A 16852-nucleotide genomic window follows, 5' to 3' on the forward strand; every position below is an offset into this window, starting at 1 on the left:
GGGGTCAGGTCGGCGGGTAGAGCGAGTAGGACGGGAAGTTGCCGTACAGGCGCTCGCCGGGCGGTCCCTCGGTGACGGCGTGCACCAGCAGCGCGCCGCCGACGAACGCGCCGCGCCACGACGCGCCCCTGCCGCCGAAGACCTCGTCGCGGTCGCCGCGCGACCGGGGCTCGTTGACGCCGACCTTGAACGCCTGGAGGTCGGCGGCCAGCCTCCGGGCCGTGGCCTGGTCGTCGCACGCCAGCGTGGCCACGAGGGCACCGTTGCTCGCGTTCATCGCAGACAGCATTTCGGCTTCTGTATCCACGAGGACGATCGTGTCGACGGGTCCGAACGGCTCGGCGTGGTGCAGGGGTGAGGAGCGCGGCGGCGAGAGGATCGCGGTCGGCGGCAGGTAGGCCGCGGTCTGCTGGCCGGGCAGGAACCGGCCGTCGTCGAGCGAGCCCCGGTAGAGCGGGACGCCGCCCATCCGGACGGCCTCGTCCACCACGTCGGCCAGTTCCTTGGCCTTCGCGTCGGTGATCAGCGGACCGAAGTCGAGGTCGGGCAGCGGGTCGTCCGGGTGCTCGACGGCCAGCGGGTGGCCGAACGCGACCCCGCGGACGGCGGGCAGGTAGACGGCGAGGAAGCGGTCGAACAGCTCCCGCTGCACGACGTAGCGCGGGTAGGCCGTGCAGCGCTGCTTGGCGTAGTCGAACGCCTTGCGGATCTGCGGGCCGAGGCTGTCCCAGTCGCCGAACTCCCAGATGCCCCAGCAGTTCAGGCCCTCCTGCTCCAGCACGTGCCGCTTGTCGGAGTCGACCAGGCTCGCGACGATCTCGCCGCCGACCCCTCGCCCGCCGACGAACGAGAGGCAGCCGATGTCCGGCGAGCCGACCAGCACCGGCGACAGCTCGCCGCCGCCTCCGCTGACCAGGGTGAGCGGCAGGCCGTGGCGGGCGGCCAGCGCGGTCGCCAGCGTCAGGCAGCTCACGCCGCCGTCGGTCGGGGCCTTGGCGATGACCGCGTTGCCCGCGAGGGCCTGCACCAGCACCGCGTGGACCAGGACGCTCATCGGGTAGTTCCAGCTCGCGATGTTGCTGACCGGCCCGCCCAGCGGCGCGCGGCCCTCCAGCATTCGGTCGATCTCCTCGACGTACCAGCGAACTCCCTCGACGCAGCGGTCGACGTCGGCGGTCGCGAGCCGCCACGGCTTGCCGATCTCCCACACCAGCAGCAGCGCCAGCAGGTCGCGGTTGGCCTGGAGGTCGTCCAGCGCGGCCGTGACGCGGGCCTTCCGCTCGGCGAGGGGGACTTCGGCCCACGCGCGGTGGTCGTCGACCGCGGCGGCGACGGCGGCTCGGGCGCTGCCCGCGTCCAGCCTGGGCGGACCGGCGATGGCGCTGCCGTCGACCGGGGTCGTCGCCGGACCGGGGACCCCCTCGCGGCGCCAGCGTCCGCCGTAGAAGTTGAGGAGGCGGTCGTCGTGGAACGCCTCCGGGGCGATCTCGACGCAGCGGGCGTACAGCTCGCGCCACGACGTCCCGGGCTTGAGGATCAAGGACATGCGCGGACCTCCCGGTCTAGCGGTTCTGCACGTGCTGCCAGCCGAAGCGACCCTTGATGCAGAGGTTCCCGTGGGTCACCGAACTGTCGTGCGGTGACGTGACCTTGACGATCTCGTTGTCCTGCACGTGGAGGGTGAGGTTGCAGCCGACGCCGCAGAACGTGCAGATGGTCGTGGTCTCGGTCTGCCGCTCCTCGTCCCACGTGCCGTTCTCGCGCCGGTCGTGCTCGGCCTTGAAGCTCAGCGCGCCCGTGGGGCACACCTCGACGCAGTTGCCGCAGTACACGCAGGCGCTGTCCGGCAACGGGTTCGCGAACTCCGTGGAGATCCGCGCGTCGAACCCGCGACCCGCGACCGTGATGGCGAAGGAGTTCTGCCACTGGTCACCGCACGCGTCGACGCACTTGTAGCAGAGGATGCACTTGCCGTAGTCCCGAACGTAGAGCTCGTTGTCGACCTTGACCGGCTGGCGGACGGTCGCCGCCGTCATCCCGTCGGGGATCTCGTGCTCGCCCGGCTGCCGGTGGTCGCGGTCGTCGCTCGGCGGCGCGGGCGGCCCGAACCGCTCGGGCTCGGCGCCGGTTTCCTCCAGCCAGCCCCGGACCTCCGGCGTGGTGGACAGGTCGGTCGCCGACGCCAGCAGCTCCAGCACGACCTTGCGGCTGGTCCTCGTGCGGTCGGTGTCGGTGCGCACGACCATGCCGGGCTCCACCTTGCGCGAGCACGACGGCACGAGCGTCCGCGAGCCCTCGACCTCCACCACGCAGACGCGGCAGGCGTTCGCGGGCTGGAGGGTGTCGCCGTAGCAGAGCGTGGGGATCGACTTCCCGGCCGCCGTGCAGGCGTCCAGGATCGTGGCGTCCTCAGGCACTCGCACGGGTTCGCCGTCCAGCTCGAACTCGACGAGCCTGCGCGGCAACCCGATGTCGATGGCGGTCATGCGCGGTTTCCCCTCTCCAGCGGCTGTTGCAGGGCACCGAGGCGGTCGATGGCCGACTCGATCGCGTTCCACGCCGTCTGGCCGAGCCCGCAGATGGACGAGTCGCGCATGACCTGGCCGACCTCCCGCAGCACCAGCAGGTCGTCGCCGCCGGTGCTGAGCTTCTTGCCGCCGACGACCCGGTGCAGCGCCTCCTCCTGCCGCACGGTGCCGATGCGGCACGGCACGCACTGCCCGCACGACTCGTCGCGGAAGAACGCGGCGATGCGCAGCAGGAACCCGCCCAGGTCGGCGGAGTCGTCCAGCACCAGCACCACCCCCGAGCCGAGCGTGGTGCCCGCGGCGCGCGCGTCCTCCATCGTGAGCTTGAGGTCCAGCTCGTCGGGCCGGACGAACCCGCCCGCCGCGCCGCCGAGCAGGACCGCCCGCAGCTCCCGGCCCTCCGGCACCCCGCCCGCGAGTTCCAGGAGTTCACCGAGGGTCGCGCCGAACGGGACCTCGTAGACGCCCGGCCGCCGAACGTTGCCCGACAGGCAGAACAGCTTCGACCCGGTCGAACCCTCCGTGCCGATCCGGGCGTAGGCCTCGCAGCCCTCCGTGAGGATCAGCGGGACGTTGACGAGCGTCTCCACGTTGTTGACCACGGTCGGCCTGCCGAACAGGCCCTGCTCCACCGGGAACGGCGGCTTGCTGCGGGGTTCGCCGCGGAAGCCCTCGATGGAGTTGAAGATCGCTGTTTCCTCGCCGCAGATGTACGCGCCCGCGCCGCGCCTGATCTCGATGTCGAACGAGAACCCCTGGTGCCCCATGACGTCGTCGCCGAGGAAACCGCGTTCGCGGGCCTTCGCGATGGCGTTCTCCAGCAGGTGCAGCGCCCTCGGGTACTCGCCCCGCAGGTACAGGTAGCCCTTCGCGCAGCCCGTGGCGAACGCCGTGATGGTCATCGCCTCGACCAGCGCGAACGGGTCGCCCTCGATCAGCACGCGGTCCTTGAACGTGCCGGGTTCGCTCTCGTCGGCGTTGCACACCAGGTAGTGCGGGCGGACGGGCTGCCGGGCCGTGGCGTCCCACTTGCGGCCGGTCGGGAACGCGGCGCCGCCGCGGCCCATCAGCTTCGAGTCCGCGACCTCGCGGATCACACCGACCGGGCCGAGCAGCAGCGCGTTGCGCAGCCCCGAGTACCCGCCGGTGGCGCGGTAGTCGTCCAGGCTGGTCGGGTCGACGACCCCGATCCGCTTGAGCAGCCGCAGATTCCCGTCCCCGTGCTGGGGCACGCGCACCGGCGGCTCACCGTCCACGGTGGAGGGACCACGGGTCGCGACCTCCACCAGCGCCGCCGGTTCGACCGGGGCCAGCAGTTCCTCGGCCGCGGTCTCGCCCGCCTGGAACACCAGCGCGGCGGGCGCCCGCTCGCACACCCCGAGGCACGGGGCGCGCAGCCACGTGACGTCACCGGTCTTGCCGCTCGCCCGGCCGAACGCGTCGGTGAGCGCGTCGGTCAGCCCCTCCGCGCCGTTGACCCGGCAGGCCAGGTCGACGCAGGCGTGCACGACCCTCTTCGGCCGTTCCACCAGGGAGAACAGCGAGTAGAAGCTCGCCACGCCGTACGCGTCGGCGGGCGGCACCCCCAGCCTCCGGCAGATGTGGTTGAGCGCGCCCTGGCTGATCCAGCCGACCCGGTCGTTGACCGCGTGCAGCGCGGGCAGCAGCAGGTCGCGCGTCGGCGGCCGACCCGCGACCGCCGCGTCCACGGCGGTCCGCTCGTCGTCGGTGGGCGTGAAGCTGAGGAACTGAAGGTCCACGGTGACTCCTCACCTCGGGCTGGCTCAGACGGGCACGACGGTGAACCGGTCGTCCTCGGTGATCCCCGGCGGCAGCTTCTCCACCCGGATCGCGGACGCCTTGTACTCGGCGGTGCCCGCGATCGGGCAGGTCGCCTCGATGGTGATCGAGTTGACGTCGATCTCGTCCGGGAAGTGGAAAGTCATGAACGCCAGCCCCGGCCTGAGCCCGTCGTCGATCCGGACGGGCGCGACGATCGCGCCGCGCCGCGAGGAGATCCGCACCAGCTCGTCCTCGCGCACGCCGAGCCGTTCGGCGTCCTCCCGGCACAGGTCCAGGGTTTCCCCGCGCCGCAGCGGCGACTCGAAGCCGCCCGACTGCACGCCGGTGTTGTAGGAGTCCAGGCGCCTGCCCGTGGTGAGCCGCAGCGGGAACTCCTCGGAGAGGAGGTCGACCGGCGGGCTGTGGTCCAGCACCGAGAACGGCGCGGGCCGCCCGCGCTCGGCCGGGTCGTCCTCCCACAGCCGCCCGTGCAGGAAGCTCGGTTCGAGGGTGTCCTCGCTGTAGCAGGGCCACTGGATCCCACCGAGGTCCGCGAGCCGCTGGTAGGTCATGCCCGCGTGCATCGGCGAGAGCTGCCGCAGCTCGTCCCACACCTGCTCGGCACCGCTGTAGTCCCACTCCTCGTGGCCGAGCCTGCGGGCCAGGTCGCACAGGATCGCGATGTCGTCCCGCGCGCCCTCGGGCGGGTCCAGCGCCTTGCGCACGCGCTGGACGCGGCGCTCGCTGTTGGTGAACGTGCCGTCGCTCTCGCACCAGGCCGCCGACGCGGGCAGCACGACGTCCGCGAGCTGCGCGGTCTTGGTGAGGAAGATGTCCTGCACCACCACGTGGTCGAGGTTCGACAGCCGCTTGCGCGTGTGCTCGGAGTCCGCTTCGGACTGCACCGGGTTCTCGCCGATGATGTAGACGCAGGTCATGTCCCCGCGCTCCATCGCCTCCAGCATCTGCGTCAGGTTCTGCCCCTTGTACGGCGGGATCTTCGAGCCCCACAGCGCGTCGTACTTGGCCCGGACGTCGGGGCTGAGGACGTCCTGGAACCCCGGCAGCCGGTCCGGGATCGCCCCCATGTCACCGCCGCCCTGCACGTTGTTCTGCCCGCGCAACGGGTTCAGCCCCGCGCCGTAGCGGCCGACGTGGCCGCAGAGCAGGGCCAGGTTGATCAACGCCAGCACGTTGTTCGTCCCGTTGTGGTGCTCGGTGATGCCGAGCGTCCACGACATCTGGCCGCGGTCGGCGCGGGCGTAGGCGTGGGCCAGTTCCCGGATCTGCTCCCGGGGAACCCCGGTCACCTCCTCGGCGACCTCCAGCGTCCACGGCTCCACCGACGCCTTGAACTCGGCGAACCCCTCCGTGGCCCGCTCGATGAACGCCTCGTTCGCCAGCCCCGAGTGGATGATCTCCCGCGCCACCGCGTGGGCCAGCGGGATGTCCGTGCCGACGTGGAGCTGGAGCCACCGGTGGCCCCACTTGGCGGTGCTCGTCCTCCTCGGGTCGACCACGAACAGCTTGGCGCCCTTGTGGACCGCCTTCAGCACGTGCTGGAAGAAGATCGGGTGCGCTTCCCGCGCGTTGGACCCCCACAGCACGACCACGTCGGCGTCCTCGATCTCCCGGTACGACGACGTGCCCCCGCCGCTGTCGAACACGCGGGCCAGACCGGCGACGCTCGGCGCGTGGCAGGTGCGGTTGCAGGAGTCCACGTTGTTCGTCCCGATGACGGCGCGGGTGAACTTCTGGGCCACGTAGTTCATCTCGTTCGTGGCCCGCGCGCACGAGAACATCCCGAACGCGTCCGGACCCTTCGCCGCGACGTTCCGCCGGAACCCCTCCGCCGCCCTGGTCAGCGCTTCGTCCCAGGTGGCGGGCCGGAGGACGCCGTTCTCCCGCACCAACGGCTCAACCAGCCGCACGTACGGCTCGCTCTTCCCGCGCTTCATCGCAGACCTCCCGCGCACGTCGCTGATCGTCGACTGTATGCAACATACGTTATTCGAGTGATCGCGTGAAGGGAAGAGGCGAACCCGGTGAGGGCGCAAGGGCCGCCTTGGGAACGCTCACCCGGACCAACGACGGCTCACGGGACGGGACGCACAGGCCCACCACCGCACGCCACATGCACGAACCAGTCGACACAACCGACCGAACCTCAACGAACCAGCACCACCGACCCGCGTCACACAGCGAGCCCGACAGCACCGCCAGCCCTCACCGCTGAAGGCCGGGCGGCTCAGTCACGGCAGACCACCGCCGACGCCCGGCCGAACCGCCGCCACCGCCCGGTTGACACGCCTCACCGGAGCCCGTCCCGCCACTCGACCGACCCATCGAGTTCCCGCCCTGGACGCGGCCGCCGGCCCCACAGCGAAGACCGGGCGGTGCCGCCACCGTGCGACTCACCGCACCCGGTCCCACAACCCAGCCGAATCCCCGCGAACAACCCGGCCGCGGATACGTGCCGCCGAGCCCCACCCGCAGCAAGAACCCAGACGTCTCCACCGCCCGTTTCCACAACTCGCCGGAGTCCGTCCCACCACCCGACCGAACCCGCACGAACGACCCGCTCCGAACACAGCCCGCCGGACCCACCAGCCGCGGAAGACCAAGCGGTGCCATCACCCGTTCCGACGACCCATCAAAACCCACCCCACCACCCGACCCGCTCCGAACACGGCCCGTCAAACCCACCCACCGCAGGACCAAGCGGTGCCATCACCCGTTCCGGCGACCCACCAGAGCCCCCGCGTCACCCGACCCGCCCCACACGACCAGCCTGCCCCGCCTCCACCCCTGGGCACGGCCAGACCCGCTCGCCTCAGCCAATCCGCACCGACCCGAGCCCGCCCGCCACACCGCGCGACGGGCGGGCACCCGGTCACGCGGTCGGGACGGTGGCCGCCGTGGTGCGGTTGAGGAGGTCGATCGCCGCGTACACGTTGCGCAGCGCGGGCGCGGGAATCCTGGTCAGGTCGGCTATCTCGACCACCGCGCCGATGATCGCGTCGATCTCCAGGGTCTTGCCCGCCTCCAGGTCCTGCAACATCGACGTCTTGTGGTGACCGACGCGGCGCGCGCCGTCGATGCGCTTCTCGATGGACATCTCGGGGCTGCTGCCCGCGGCGCGGGCGATGGCGACGGTTTCGGCCATCATCGTGGCGACCAGCTCGCGGGTGTCCTGGTGGGCGCAGATCTCGGCCATCGTGGCCCTGGTGAGGGCGCTGAGCGGGTTGAACGCGACGTTGCCCATGAGCTTGATCCAGATGTCGTCGCGCAGGTTGGGCTCGACGGGGCACTTGAGCCCGCCCGCGACCATGGCCTCGCTGAGCGCCCGGCAGCGCTCGGACACCCCGCCCGCCGGTTCACCGATGGAGAAGCGGGTGCCCTCCAGGTGGCGGATGACGCCGGGCGCCTCGATCTCGGTGGAGCAGTAGACGACGCAGCCGATGGCCCGACGCGTGTCGAGCACCGCGCTGACGGCTCCGCCGGGATCGACGGCCTCGATGCGGCGGTTCTCCAGCGGATGCCCCGCCAGACCGTGGAAGTACCACCACGGGATGCCGTTCTGCGCGGCGACCACCGCGGTGTCCGGCCCCAGCAGCGGCGCGAGCAGCGGCCCCGCCGACGCGTAGCCGTGCGCCTTCAGACCGAGGAAGACGTAGTCGACCTCGCCGACGACTCCGGGATCGTCGGTGGCGTGCGGGTGTGCGGTGAAGTCCCCGCGAGGACTCAGCACCCGCACACCGTGCGCCTTGAGCGCGGCGAGGTGCGGCCCCCTGGCCACCAGGTGGACCTCTGCTCCAGCGCGATGCAGGGCTGCGCCCACATAGGCGCCGATCGCTCCTGCCCCGAGAACGGCGACTCTCATGTCCTGCCTCGTCTCATCTCCGATTGATTGTATACAGTATACCGATTTGTCGATAACGGGATAGGCCGAAGAAAGTGCATACGAAACGCGATCGAGTGATTACACAGAGTCCGACATCGACGACAATTGACCTGTTGGGCACCAACGTGACGTACCGCACTCTGAACTTTGCATACAACAACCTGTATGCTGAAACCATTCACCCAACGAGCGAGGAGGTGGCCATGAACCAGCCGACACCGTTCCCCGGCGACGTGACCACCGGACGCCGCGGTTCGCGGGCCGCGTTGAGCGGCGCCGCGGCCAAGCGCGTGGAACGACCGGCCCCGCTCCGCCAGGCGGTGTACGAGGCGCTGATCGACCTGATCGTGAACCGCACCCTCCAGCCGGGCCAGCACCTGGTCGAGGTGGAGCTGGCCGAGTACCTCGGGGTCAGCAGGCAGCCGGTGCGCGAAGCGCTCCAGCGCCTCCAGACCGAGGGCTGGGTCGACCTGCGGCCCGCGCAGGGCGCGTTCGTGCACATGCCGACCGAGGAGGAGGCGGACCAGCTGCTCAGCGTCCGCGCCGTCCTCGAAACGCACTCGGCCCGCCTCGCGGCGGAACGCGCCGAGGAGGCCGACGTCGACCACCTCTGGGAACTCCAGGCCAGGGGCCAGGCCGCCGTCGAGGCCAACGACGTCGACGGCATGGTGGCCGCGAACGCCGCCCTGCACGCCTTCATCACCAAGCTGTCCGGCAACACCGTGCTCGCCGAGATGATCGGCATGGTCGACCGCCGCGTGCGGTGGTACTACACGCCGATCGCGGGCAGGCGCGGCGCGGACTCCTGGATCGAGCACGCCGACCTGATCCGGGCCATCTCCGCGAAGGACGTCGACCGCGCGGGCACGATCATGACCCAGCACACCGACCGGACCCGGCAGGCCTACCACGACCGGCCTCGGGGCGATCGGGCGTAGGAGCAGCGTCACCAGCACCCACCTCCACCAGAGGGCGGTGATGGTGACCACCACCGCCCATATTGCATACGAAAGCCTGTATTCTGAATCCATCAGGGCAGGGTCAACGTCGCCCCAGGAGCCCTCACCCGGCGCGCACGGCCCGGACGGGTCATCGTCGACGGGAGAACGCACACCCGAATCCAACCGTCCACTGTGGACGAGAAGTGAGGAGAAGGTCATGGGAAACTGGTTCACCGAGGCACTTCGCCGTCCGCGCGGGTTCTCCGCCGACGGCCGCACCCTCGGCCTGGGGCTGGCCACCGCCATGGAGGAGCAGCGCCGCAAGGACGAGTCCGTCACCGACGTCGAGGACTACCTGCGCCGGACCGCCGCGAAGGACCAGGGCAGCTCGGCGATGCACTGAAGCCGGTTCCCCGCGGCGGCACCGCCTCGCTGAGGACCGGATTCAGGACAACGGACGCAGAACACCGGGGTCCAGGACGCCGAGATCCGGAACAACGAGGTCCACGACGAGCCGCGTACCGGAAAGCGGCACCGCCCCCGCACCGGGTGAGGCGCGGAGGCTGAACCGCACGTCCGATCCGCGCCGAGTGCGACGCGCGAGCGGACCCGAACGACCGGCGGCGAACCGGCCGGGGGACACGACTACCGGAGCACACGACCGGACGCGAGCCAGCCGGGTGGAGCAGGTGCGGCGGACCACACGCACGGCCGGTGGAGCGCGACAGCCGGAACGCGAGTCCTGCCGCGAACCGACCGGATGGAGCGAGCGTGGCGTCCGACCCCACGACGTCCGGCCGCGAACCAGCCAGACGGAGCACGACAACCGAACCGCCGTCCGCCCACGAACCGATGGAACGTGACGGCCAGACCACGAACCGGCCGGAGCGCGAACCGGCCAGACCACGAACGGCCGGAGCGCGAACCGGCCGGAGCGCAACGACCTGACTGAGCGCCCGACACCGCTTCCGCACCGCGAGCGGCACGAACGACCCACCACACCGGCCAAGCCGGGAAGCCCGCACCGGCCAAAGCGGGACGCCCACACCGGCCAGGGCGGGACGCAGGAGCAGGACCCCACGTCCGACACCCCACGCCGGACGAACCGCACGCCCAGCAGCGAACCCCGCTGGGACGTGCCAGCGGAACAGCACGTCCGAAGGCGGGCCGGCCGGGTGGTGGGGCGGGGGGCACCACCCGGCCGCCCGTCACCCCACCTCGGCCTCCGCCTCCCGCGTCACCGCCGCCGCCCGGCGTCGGGTCCCGACGAGGCTCGCGATCGTGGTGATCAGCAGGGTCACCACGATCACGCCGAGGGACAGCGCGATCGGCACCTCGGGCGCCCACGGCACCCCGTGGTGGTGCAGCGCCTCGAAGATCAGCTTGAAGCCGATGAACGCGAGCACGAACGCCAGCCCCTTGCTCAGGTAGACGAGCCGGTCCAGCAGTCCTCCCACGAGGAAGAACAGCTGGCGCAGCCCCATGAGGGCGAACGCGTTGGCCGTGAACACCAGGTACGGCTCCCTCGTGAGCCCGAAGATCGCCGGGATCGAGTCGACGGCGAACAGCAGGTCCGTGGTGCCGACCGCGACCATCACGATCAGCATCGGCGTGACGACCCGCCGTCCGTTCACGCGGGCGGTGATCGCCGCGCCGTGGTAGCCGTCCGAGGTCGGCACCACCCGGCGAACCGCCCGCAGGGCCGCGTTCTCGGCGAACTCCTCCTCGGCCTCCTCCTGCCGCAGCAGCTTCCACGCCGTGAACACCAGGAACGCGCCGAAGACGTAGAAGAGCCAGTCGAACCGGGAGATCGCGCTCGCTCCCGCCACGATGAACACCGCCCGCAGCGCGAGCGCCAGCACGATGCCGACGAGCAGCACCTTCTGCCGGTACTCGCGCGGCACGGCGAACCTGGACATGATCAGCACGAACACGAACAGGTTGTCGACGCTGAGCGAGTACTCCGTGATCCACCCCGCGAAGAACTCGCCGCCGTACCGGCCGCCCGCGAACAGCGTGACCCCGAGGCCGAACACGACGGCCAGGGACACGTAGCCGAGCACCCACAGCACGGATTCGCGGAACGAGGGGTCGCGCGGGTTCCGCGCCACGAGCCAGAAGTCGAACCCGATCACGGCGGCGAACCCGCCGATGGTCGCCAGCCACACCCAGGTGTGCAGGTCCATGCTCACGCCCTCCCAGCGCGGGACCGCCTGCGCTCACGGGCTTCCGCGAGCGACGCGGCGTGCTCGACGTACCGCTGGAACAACCGGTCCGCGGCCGGGTTGCCCGCCCGCACGCGGCGCAGCCAGCCGGGCGCGATCCGCTCGTGCAGCCAGAGGAAGCCGATGGCCCAGCCGACGCTCACCATCGCCTGGTACGCCAGGAACCCCGGCAGGTCCGGCGGCCACGCGGGGGCACCGCCGAGGACGAGCCCGGACAGCACCTCGTGCGCCAGCCGCGCGAGCGGGAAGCCCGCGAACCAGAACAGCGCGGCGGGCGCGAAGACCCCGATCCTGATCCTGCCCGACCCGACCAGCAGGCCGTAGACCCCGCCGAGCAGGGCGAGCGGCACGCCGAGGGTCAGCGCGGTCACCATCGCCCAGCCCGGTGGCTGCCCCACCACCAGCGCCAGACCGCCCGCCACGAAGCCCGCCGTCATGCCGACGACCGCACCGGGCACGGCCAACTCACCGAGTCGCCTCACAGCGGTCACCTCACCCCACCACGACGCCGAACTTGACCAGGCTGAAGATGAGCATCCCCAGGTAGAACACCGCGCCGAACCCGATGATCAGGTTCGTGACGAGCCCAGGGCGGATGGGTTTCGGCAGCATCCTGTTGTTCACCAGCAGCAGCACGACGCAGTACGCGCCCATGGCGAACGTCGACAGGAACGCGAGCACGTCGAGGATCGCGCCGGGTCCGTCGGCCGGGCCCCACAGCAGGATCGCGATGCCGAACAGGATGACGCCCCACAGGAACCCGGCGTAGAGCTTGGAGACGCCGAACCTCTTGGCTCCGGGCACGAAGTGGTAGGCCATGTCCGACTGGCCGCGGGAGAACGAGTCGAACAGGCCGAGCGTGGCGTTGAGGCCGATCAGCGCGATGAACCCGAGGAACACGCCGCCGAGCACCGACCCGCCCGCCGAGGCGAACGCGTCGGACATGGCGTTGAGCGCCGCCTCGCGCTCACCGGACTCGATGAGCCCCTTCACGTCCGGGCTCTGCCGCGACGCGGCCTGCGCCAGCACGGTGAAGGAGATCGTGACGAGCATCGTGATGCCCCAGAACAGCAGCAGCGCGTCGAACGTGACCCAGCGCCGCCAGCCCTTCCACTTCTCCATCTCGTCCGCGTCGGAGGTGTCGAACATGAAGCCGCGGGACGGCATCTCCTCCTCTTCGCCCGCGTGCCGCAGGCCGCGCACCTTCGGGATGTGCGCGCCCATGCCGGCACCGCTGTCGCGCAGGTGCAGCGTGTACCACATCTGCTGCATGCCGGACGGGCCCGCGAACGCGATCGAGCCGACGATGATCGGGAACCACGCGGGCGACATCGCCTGCTCGGGGAAGTAGCCGAAGTGGAACATGCCGGTGATGGTGGAGACGACGTCGGACCACTGGCCGACCATCGCCGCCACGACCGAGGTGCTCACGACGAGCAGCCCGATCAGCATGGCCAGCACGTTCTCCAGCAGCGGGTAGATGACCCTGGCCATGCTGAAGAGGATCCCGACGAGCACCAGGCCCACGCAGGCGGAGACCACCCAGGGGATACCGGTGATCCTCTCCAGCGCGGCGGCGCCTGCCGAGAGGTGGCCGGGCCAGATGTAGACGAGGATCGCGACCACGAAGAAGAACCACATGATCGGCTTGAACACGCGTGCGGCGCCGAAGAAGATGCTCTCCCCGGTGGCCATGGCGTAGCGGGCCATCTCCAGCATCACGACCGCCTGGAGCGTGACGCCGATGAGGAACAGCCACCGGATCTCGGGCCCGAACAGCAGCACGAGTCGGGGCCACATGTACGACTCCCCCATGCCGACACCGAGCGCGACGAGGAAGACGGTCGGGCCTAGCAGGTGGATGGAGGGTGGTGCGTCGGGCAGCTTGCGGATGGGCATCGGTTCCAGTCGCCCCGCTGGCCACACCCGCTCGACCGAGGGCGGAGGGGTGGCTCCGCTCTCGGACGAGCTGGTGGCCGGGGCTTTCGACGAGTCCACGGTTGGGCCTCCCACGGGAGTTGGGTTCTCGACTGACCTCCTGGGCAGCGGTGGTCGGCGCTAGAGCAGCCGGGCGGACCGCGCCCAGCGGTACTTCGCGCCGAGGACCGCGACCGGCTTCTCGGTGGTGTACGGGTACGCGACGACGCCGTGGGAGTACAGGTGGTCGCTGGCCTCCTCGACCTCGACGTCCCCGGACAGCGAGGCCACGACGGGCTTGTCGATGCCGTTGCTCCGGTACTCCTCCACCACTTCCACCACGAGCTTCGCGAACACCATCGGCGGTGTGACGATCGTGTGCCAGTACCCCAGCACCAGGGCGTGGACGCGCTCGTCCGCCAACCCGAGCGCGATCGTGTTGCGGTAGGTCGACGGCGGCTCGCCGCCGGTGATGTCGACCGGGTTGCCCGCCGCGCCGAACGGCGGGATGAACTTCCGGAACGCCGCGTCCAGGTCGTCCGGGATCCCCATGAGCGTCAGGCCGTTGTCGACGCAGGCGTCCGACAGCAGCACGCCGGAGCCGCCCGCGCCGGTGATGATGACGACGTTCTCGCCCTTGGGGGTGGGCAGCAGCGGGATGCCGCGCGCGTACTCCAGCATGTCGTTGAGGCCCGGCGCCCGGATGACGCCGCTCTGCCGCAGGACGTCGTCGTACACGCGGTCGTTGCCCGCCAACGCCCCGGTGTGCGAGCTGGCGGCCCTGGCGCCCTGCGCGGTGCGCCCGGCCTTCAGCACCACGACGGGCTTCTTCTCCGACACGCGCTTGGCGGTCTCGGCGAAGGAGCGGCCGTCCTTGAGGTCCTCCAGGTGCATCGCGATGAGCTGGGTGTTGGGGTCGGACTCGAAGAACGTCAGCAGGTCGTCCTCGTCGATGTCCGCCTTGTTGCCCACGCCCACGATCGACGACACCCCCATGCCCGCGGACCGGCTGAAGCCGAGGATGGCCATGCCGATGCCGCCGCTCTGGGACGTGAGCGCCACACCGCCCTTGACGTCGTAGGGCGTGCAGAACGTCGCCGACAGGTTCTCGGGCGTGTAGTAGTAGCCGTAGATGTTCGGGCCCAGGATGCGGGTGCCGTGCTTGCGGGCGATGGCCACGACCTCGTCCTGGAGCTCGTGGTTGCCGGTCTCGCCGAAGCCGGACGGGATGAGGATCGCTCCCGCCACCCCCTTGGCACCGACCTCCTCCAGGGCCTGCGGCACGAACTTGGCCGGGATGGCGAACACCGCGACGTCGATGTCGCCGGGCACGTCGGCGATGCTCTTGAACGCCTTGCGGTCCAGGATCTCGGTCGCCTTGGGGTTGATCGGGTAGATCTCCCCCTGGTAGCCGCCGTTCACCAGGTTCTTCATCACCGAGTTGCCGATCTTGCCCTCTTCCGCCGACGCGCCGATGACGGCGACGGCGGACGGCCGCATGATGCGGTTCATCGAGGTCAGGATCTCGTCCTGGGTGAAGCGGTGCGGCACCTCCGCCGCGGTCGCGTCGACCAGGATGCGCACGTCGACCGCGGTCGCGCCGGTCGGCGTGGCGAGGACGGGGTTCAGGTCGACCTCGGCGAGCTGCGGGAAGTCCGTGACGAGGTCGGACACCCTGCTGATCAGGTCGGCGAGGGCTTCCCGGTCCACGCCGGGGTTCCCGCGCACGCCGCGCAGGACCTCCGCGGCGCCGATGCCGTCGACCATCGAGGCGGCCGTCGCGACGTCGGTCGGCGCGAGCCGGAACGTCACGTCCTTGAGCACCTCGACCAGGATGCCGCCGAGGCCGAACGCGACGATCTTGCCGAACGTCTCGTCGGTGACCGCGCCGACGATGACCTCCTGGCCCTCGGTCAGCATCTGCTGCACCTGCACGCCGACGATCTTCGCGTTCGGCTGGTGGGACCGGGCGCTGTCGACGATCGTGCGGAAGCCCTCGGCGACCTGCTTCGCCGTCTTCAGGCCGACCAGCACGCCGCCCGCCTCGGTCTTGTGCAGGATGTCCGGTGAGACGATCTTGAGGACGACGGGGAAGCCGATCTCCTCGGCCATCGCGACGGCCATCTCCGAGGAGACCGCGAGCCCCTCCTCGGGCGTGGTGATCCCGTAGGCGTCGCAGACCCTCTTGCCCTCGGGCGCGGTCAGCGAGTCGCGGCCGTCCGCGCTCACCGCCCTGAGCACGTCCTCGACCGCCGCGCGGTCGTAACCCGTTGCTGTGTCAGGCATGTCCGGCTGTCTCCTCGGGTATCAGATGACGCCTGCGGTGCGGAGCTCGCCGAGCTGCTCGGGGCTGTAGCCCAGCGCGCCCAGCACTTCGTCGTTGTGCTCGCCGAGCAGCGGCGAGGTCTCGATGTCGACCGGGGAGTCCGACAGCTTGATCGGGCAGCCGACGGTCTTGAACGAGCCGCGCTGCGGGTGCGGCACCTCGACGACGGCGCCGATCGCGGCGAGGGTGTCGTCCTCGATCAGCTCCTTGGTGGACAGGATCGGTCCGCACGGCACGTTGTGGGCGTTGAGCTGGTCCATCACCTCCCACTTGGTGTGCTTGAGCGTCCAGTCCTCGATGAGCGCGAACGCCTTGTCCAGTTTGGACAGACGTGCCTCCGGGGTCGCCCACTCCGGGTCGTTCGCCAGCTCGGGTTTGCCGATCAGCTCGGTGATGGGCTTCCAGCCGACCGGCTGGATGATCACGTAGATGTAGTCGTTCGGCCCGCCGGGCGCGCACCGCACGGCCCAGCCGGGCTGGCCGCCGCCGGAGGCGTTGCCGGAGCGCGGCACGTCCTCGCCGAACGACTCGTTGGGGTACTCGCCCAGCGGCCCGTGGGCCAGGCGCTGCTGGTCGCGCAGCTTGACCCGGCACAGGTTCAGCACCGCGTCCTGCATGGCGACCTGCACGCGCTGGCCGCGGCCGGTGGACGTGCGCTGGTAGAGCGCGGCGAGGATGCCCGCCACCAGGTGGACGCCGGTGCCGGAGTCGCCGATCTGCGCGCCAGTCGCGGTCGGCGGGCCCTCCTCGAAGCCGGTGGTGCTCATCGAGCCGCCCATGGCCTGCGCGATGACCTCGTAGGCCTTGAAGTCGGCGTAGCGGCCGGGGCCGAACCCCTTGATGGAGGCGTAGACCAGGCCGGGGTTCAGCTCGGAGAGCCGTTCCCAGGGGAACCCGAAGCGGTCGACCACGCCGGGGCCGAAGTTCTCCACCAGCACGTCGGTGTTCTCGACCAGCTTCGTGAACACCTCCTTGCCCTGCTCGCTCTTCATGTTCAGCGTGATGCTGCGCTTGTTGGCGTTGAGCATCGTGAAGTAGAGGCTGTCCACGCCGGGGATGTCCCGGAGCTGGCCGCGGGTGATGTCACCGCGGCCGGGCGTCTCCAGCTTCACCACGTCGGCGCCGAGCCACGCGAGGAGCTGCGTGGACGACGGTCCTGATTGGACGTGCGTCATGTCGAGGACGCGGACGCCCTCCAGTGCCTTTCCCATGGGGAAGTCCTCCCGCTA

At 70.6% G+C, this 16852-nt stretch carries 12 protein-coding genes; 2 read left to right on the top strand and 10 right to left on the bottom strand.

Annotated elements, in window-relative coordinates; translation table 11 throughout:
* Nucleotides 1–4: 4 nt before the first annotated feature.
* The 5 genes from AC156L_RS25840 to AC156L_RS25860 form a co-directional block, all read right to left on the bottom strand.
* Nucleotides 5–1546, bottom strand: coding sequence for an aldehyde dehydrogenase family protein (locus AC156L_RS25840; protein WP_330873568.1), 1542 nt, complete (start codon nucleotides 1544–1546; stop codon nucleotides 5–7).
* 16 nt (nucleotides 1547–1562) lie between these two features.
* Nucleotides 1563–2486, bottom strand: coding sequence for a 2Fe-2S iron-sulfur cluster-binding protein (locus tag AC156L_RS25845; RefSeq protein ID WP_330873569.1), 924 nt, complete (start codon nucleotides 2484–2486; stop codon nucleotides 1563–1565).
* On the bottom strand, nucleotides 2483–4288 hold the full coding sequence (locus tag AC156L_RS25850; protein WP_330873570.1) for an NAD(P)H-dependent oxidoreductase subunit E: 1806 nt from the start codon (nucleotides 4286–4288) through the stop codon (nucleotides 2483–2485). Before AC156L_RS25850 ends, AC156L_RS25845 begins: the two co-directional genes overlap by 4 nt.
* 24 nt (nucleotides 4289–4312) lie before the next feature.
* A complete protein-coding gene (locus AC156L_RS25855) occupies nucleotides 4313–6268 on the bottom strand; it encodes a molybdopterin oxidoreductase family protein (protein ID WP_330873571.1) in 1956 nt (651 codons plus the stop codon).
* Nucleotides 6269–7203: 935 nt separating this feature from the next.
* Complete coding sequence (locus AC156L_RS25860) at nucleotides 7204–8193, bottom strand: 2-dehydropantoate 2-reductase (RefSeq protein ID WP_330873572.1); 990 nt, start codon at nucleotides 8191–8193, stop codon at nucleotides 7204–7206.
* A gap of 224 nt (nucleotides 8194–8417) precedes the next feature.
* Between AC156L_RS25860 and AC156L_RS25865 the strand changes: the two genes are divergently transcribed.
* Together AC156L_RS25865 and AC156L_RS25870 are read left to right on the top strand one after the other, a co-directional pair.
* Nucleotides 8418–9152 carry a GntR family transcriptional regulator gene (locus tag AC156L_RS25865; protein WP_330873573.1) on the top strand — a complete coding sequence of 245 codons (735 nt, stop codon included), beginning with the start codon at nucleotides 8418–8420 and terminating at the stop codon, nucleotides 9150–9152.
* 220 nt (nucleotides 9153–9372) lie between these two features.
* On the top strand, nucleotides 9373–9558 hold the full coding sequence (locus AC156L_RS25870) for a hypothetical protein (protein WP_330873574.1): 186 nt from the start codon (nucleotides 9373–9375) through the stop codon (nucleotides 9556–9558).
* 805 nt (nucleotides 9559–10363) lie between these two features.
* On the opposite strand, the gene AC156L_RS25875 is transcribed toward AC156L_RS25870, so the two are convergent.
* The 5 genes from AC156L_RS25875 to frc form a co-directional block, all read right to left on the bottom strand.
* On the bottom strand, nucleotides 10364–11341 hold the full coding sequence (locus AC156L_RS25875) for a TerC family protein (protein ID WP_330873575.1): 978 nt from the start codon (nucleotides 11339–11341) through the stop codon (nucleotides 10364–10366).
* A 2-nt stretch (nucleotides 11342–11343) separates the two neighbouring features.
* Nucleotides 11344–11862 carry a hypothetical protein gene (locus tag AC156L_RS25880; protein WP_330873576.1) on the bottom strand — a complete coding sequence of 173 codons (519 nt, stop codon included), beginning with the start codon at nucleotides 11860–11862 and terminating at the stop codon, nucleotides 11344–11346.
* A 10-nt stretch (nucleotides 11863–11872) separates the two neighbouring features.
* Complete coding sequence (locus AC156L_RS25885; protein WP_330873577.1) at nucleotides 11873–13279, bottom strand: Nramp family divalent metal transporter; 1407 nt, start codon at nucleotides 13277–13279, stop codon at nucleotides 11873–11875.
* Between the two features lie 159 nt (nucleotides 13280–13438).
* Nucleotides 13439–15583 (bottom strand): acetate--CoA ligase family protein, encoded by a 2145-nt coding sequence (locus AC156L_RS25890; RefSeq protein WP_330873578.1) that lies wholly within the window; start codon nucleotides 15581–15583, stop codon nucleotides 13439–13441.
* A gap of 21 nt (nucleotides 15584–15604) precedes the next feature.
* Complete coding sequence (gene frc / locus AC156L_RS25895) at nucleotides 15605–16834, bottom strand: formyl-CoA transferase (RefSeq protein ID WP_330873579.1); 1230 nt, start codon at nucleotides 16832–16834, stop codon at nucleotides 15605–15607.
* Nucleotides 16835–16852: the final 18 nt, after the last annotated feature.

It is taken from the genome of Umezawaea sp. (assembly GCF_057122925.1).

Bases quoted from the DNA above. Each gene is read 5' to 3' on its own strand.
- AC156L_RS25885 (WP_330873577.1), bottom strand. From the start codon at position 13,279: ATGCCCATCCGCAAGCTGCCCGACGCACCACCCTCCATCCACCTGCTA.
- AC156L_RS25840 (WP_330873568.1), bottom strand. From the start codon at position 1,546: ATGTCCTTGATCCTCAAGCCCGGGACGTCGTGGCGCGAGCTGTACGCC.
- AC156L_RS25870 (WP_330873574.1), top strand. From the start codon at position 9,373: ATGGGAAACTGGTTCACCGAGGCACTTCGCCGTCCGCGCGGGTTCTCC.
- AC156L_RS25845 (WP_330873569.1), bottom strand. From the start codon at position 2,486: ATGACCGCCATCGACATCGGGTTGCCGCGCAGGCTCGTCGAGTTCGAG.
- AC156L_RS25860 (WP_330873572.1), bottom strand. From the start codon at position 8,193: ATGAGAGTCGCCGTTCTCGGGGCAGGAGCGATCGGCGCCTATGTGGGC.
- AC156L_RS25890 (WP_330873578.1), bottom strand. From the start codon at position 15,583: ATGCCTGACACAGCAACGGGTTACGACCGCGCGGCGGTCGAGGACGTG.
- AC156L_RS25875 (WP_330873575.1), bottom strand. From the start codon at position 11,341: ATGGACCTGCACACCTGGGTGTGGCTGGCGACCATCGGCGGGTTCGCC.
- AC156L_RS25865 (WP_330873573.1), top strand. From the start codon at position 8,418: ATGAACCAGCCGACACCGTTCCCCGGCGACGTGACCACCGGACGCCGC.
- AC156L_RS25855 (WP_330873571.1), bottom strand. From the start codon at position 6,268: ATGAAGCGCGGGAAGAGCGAGCCGTACGTGCGGCTGGTTGAGCCGTTG.
- frc (WP_330873579.1), bottom strand. From the start codon at position 16,834: ATGGGAAAGGCACTGGAGGGCGTCCGCGTCCTCGACATGACGCACGTC.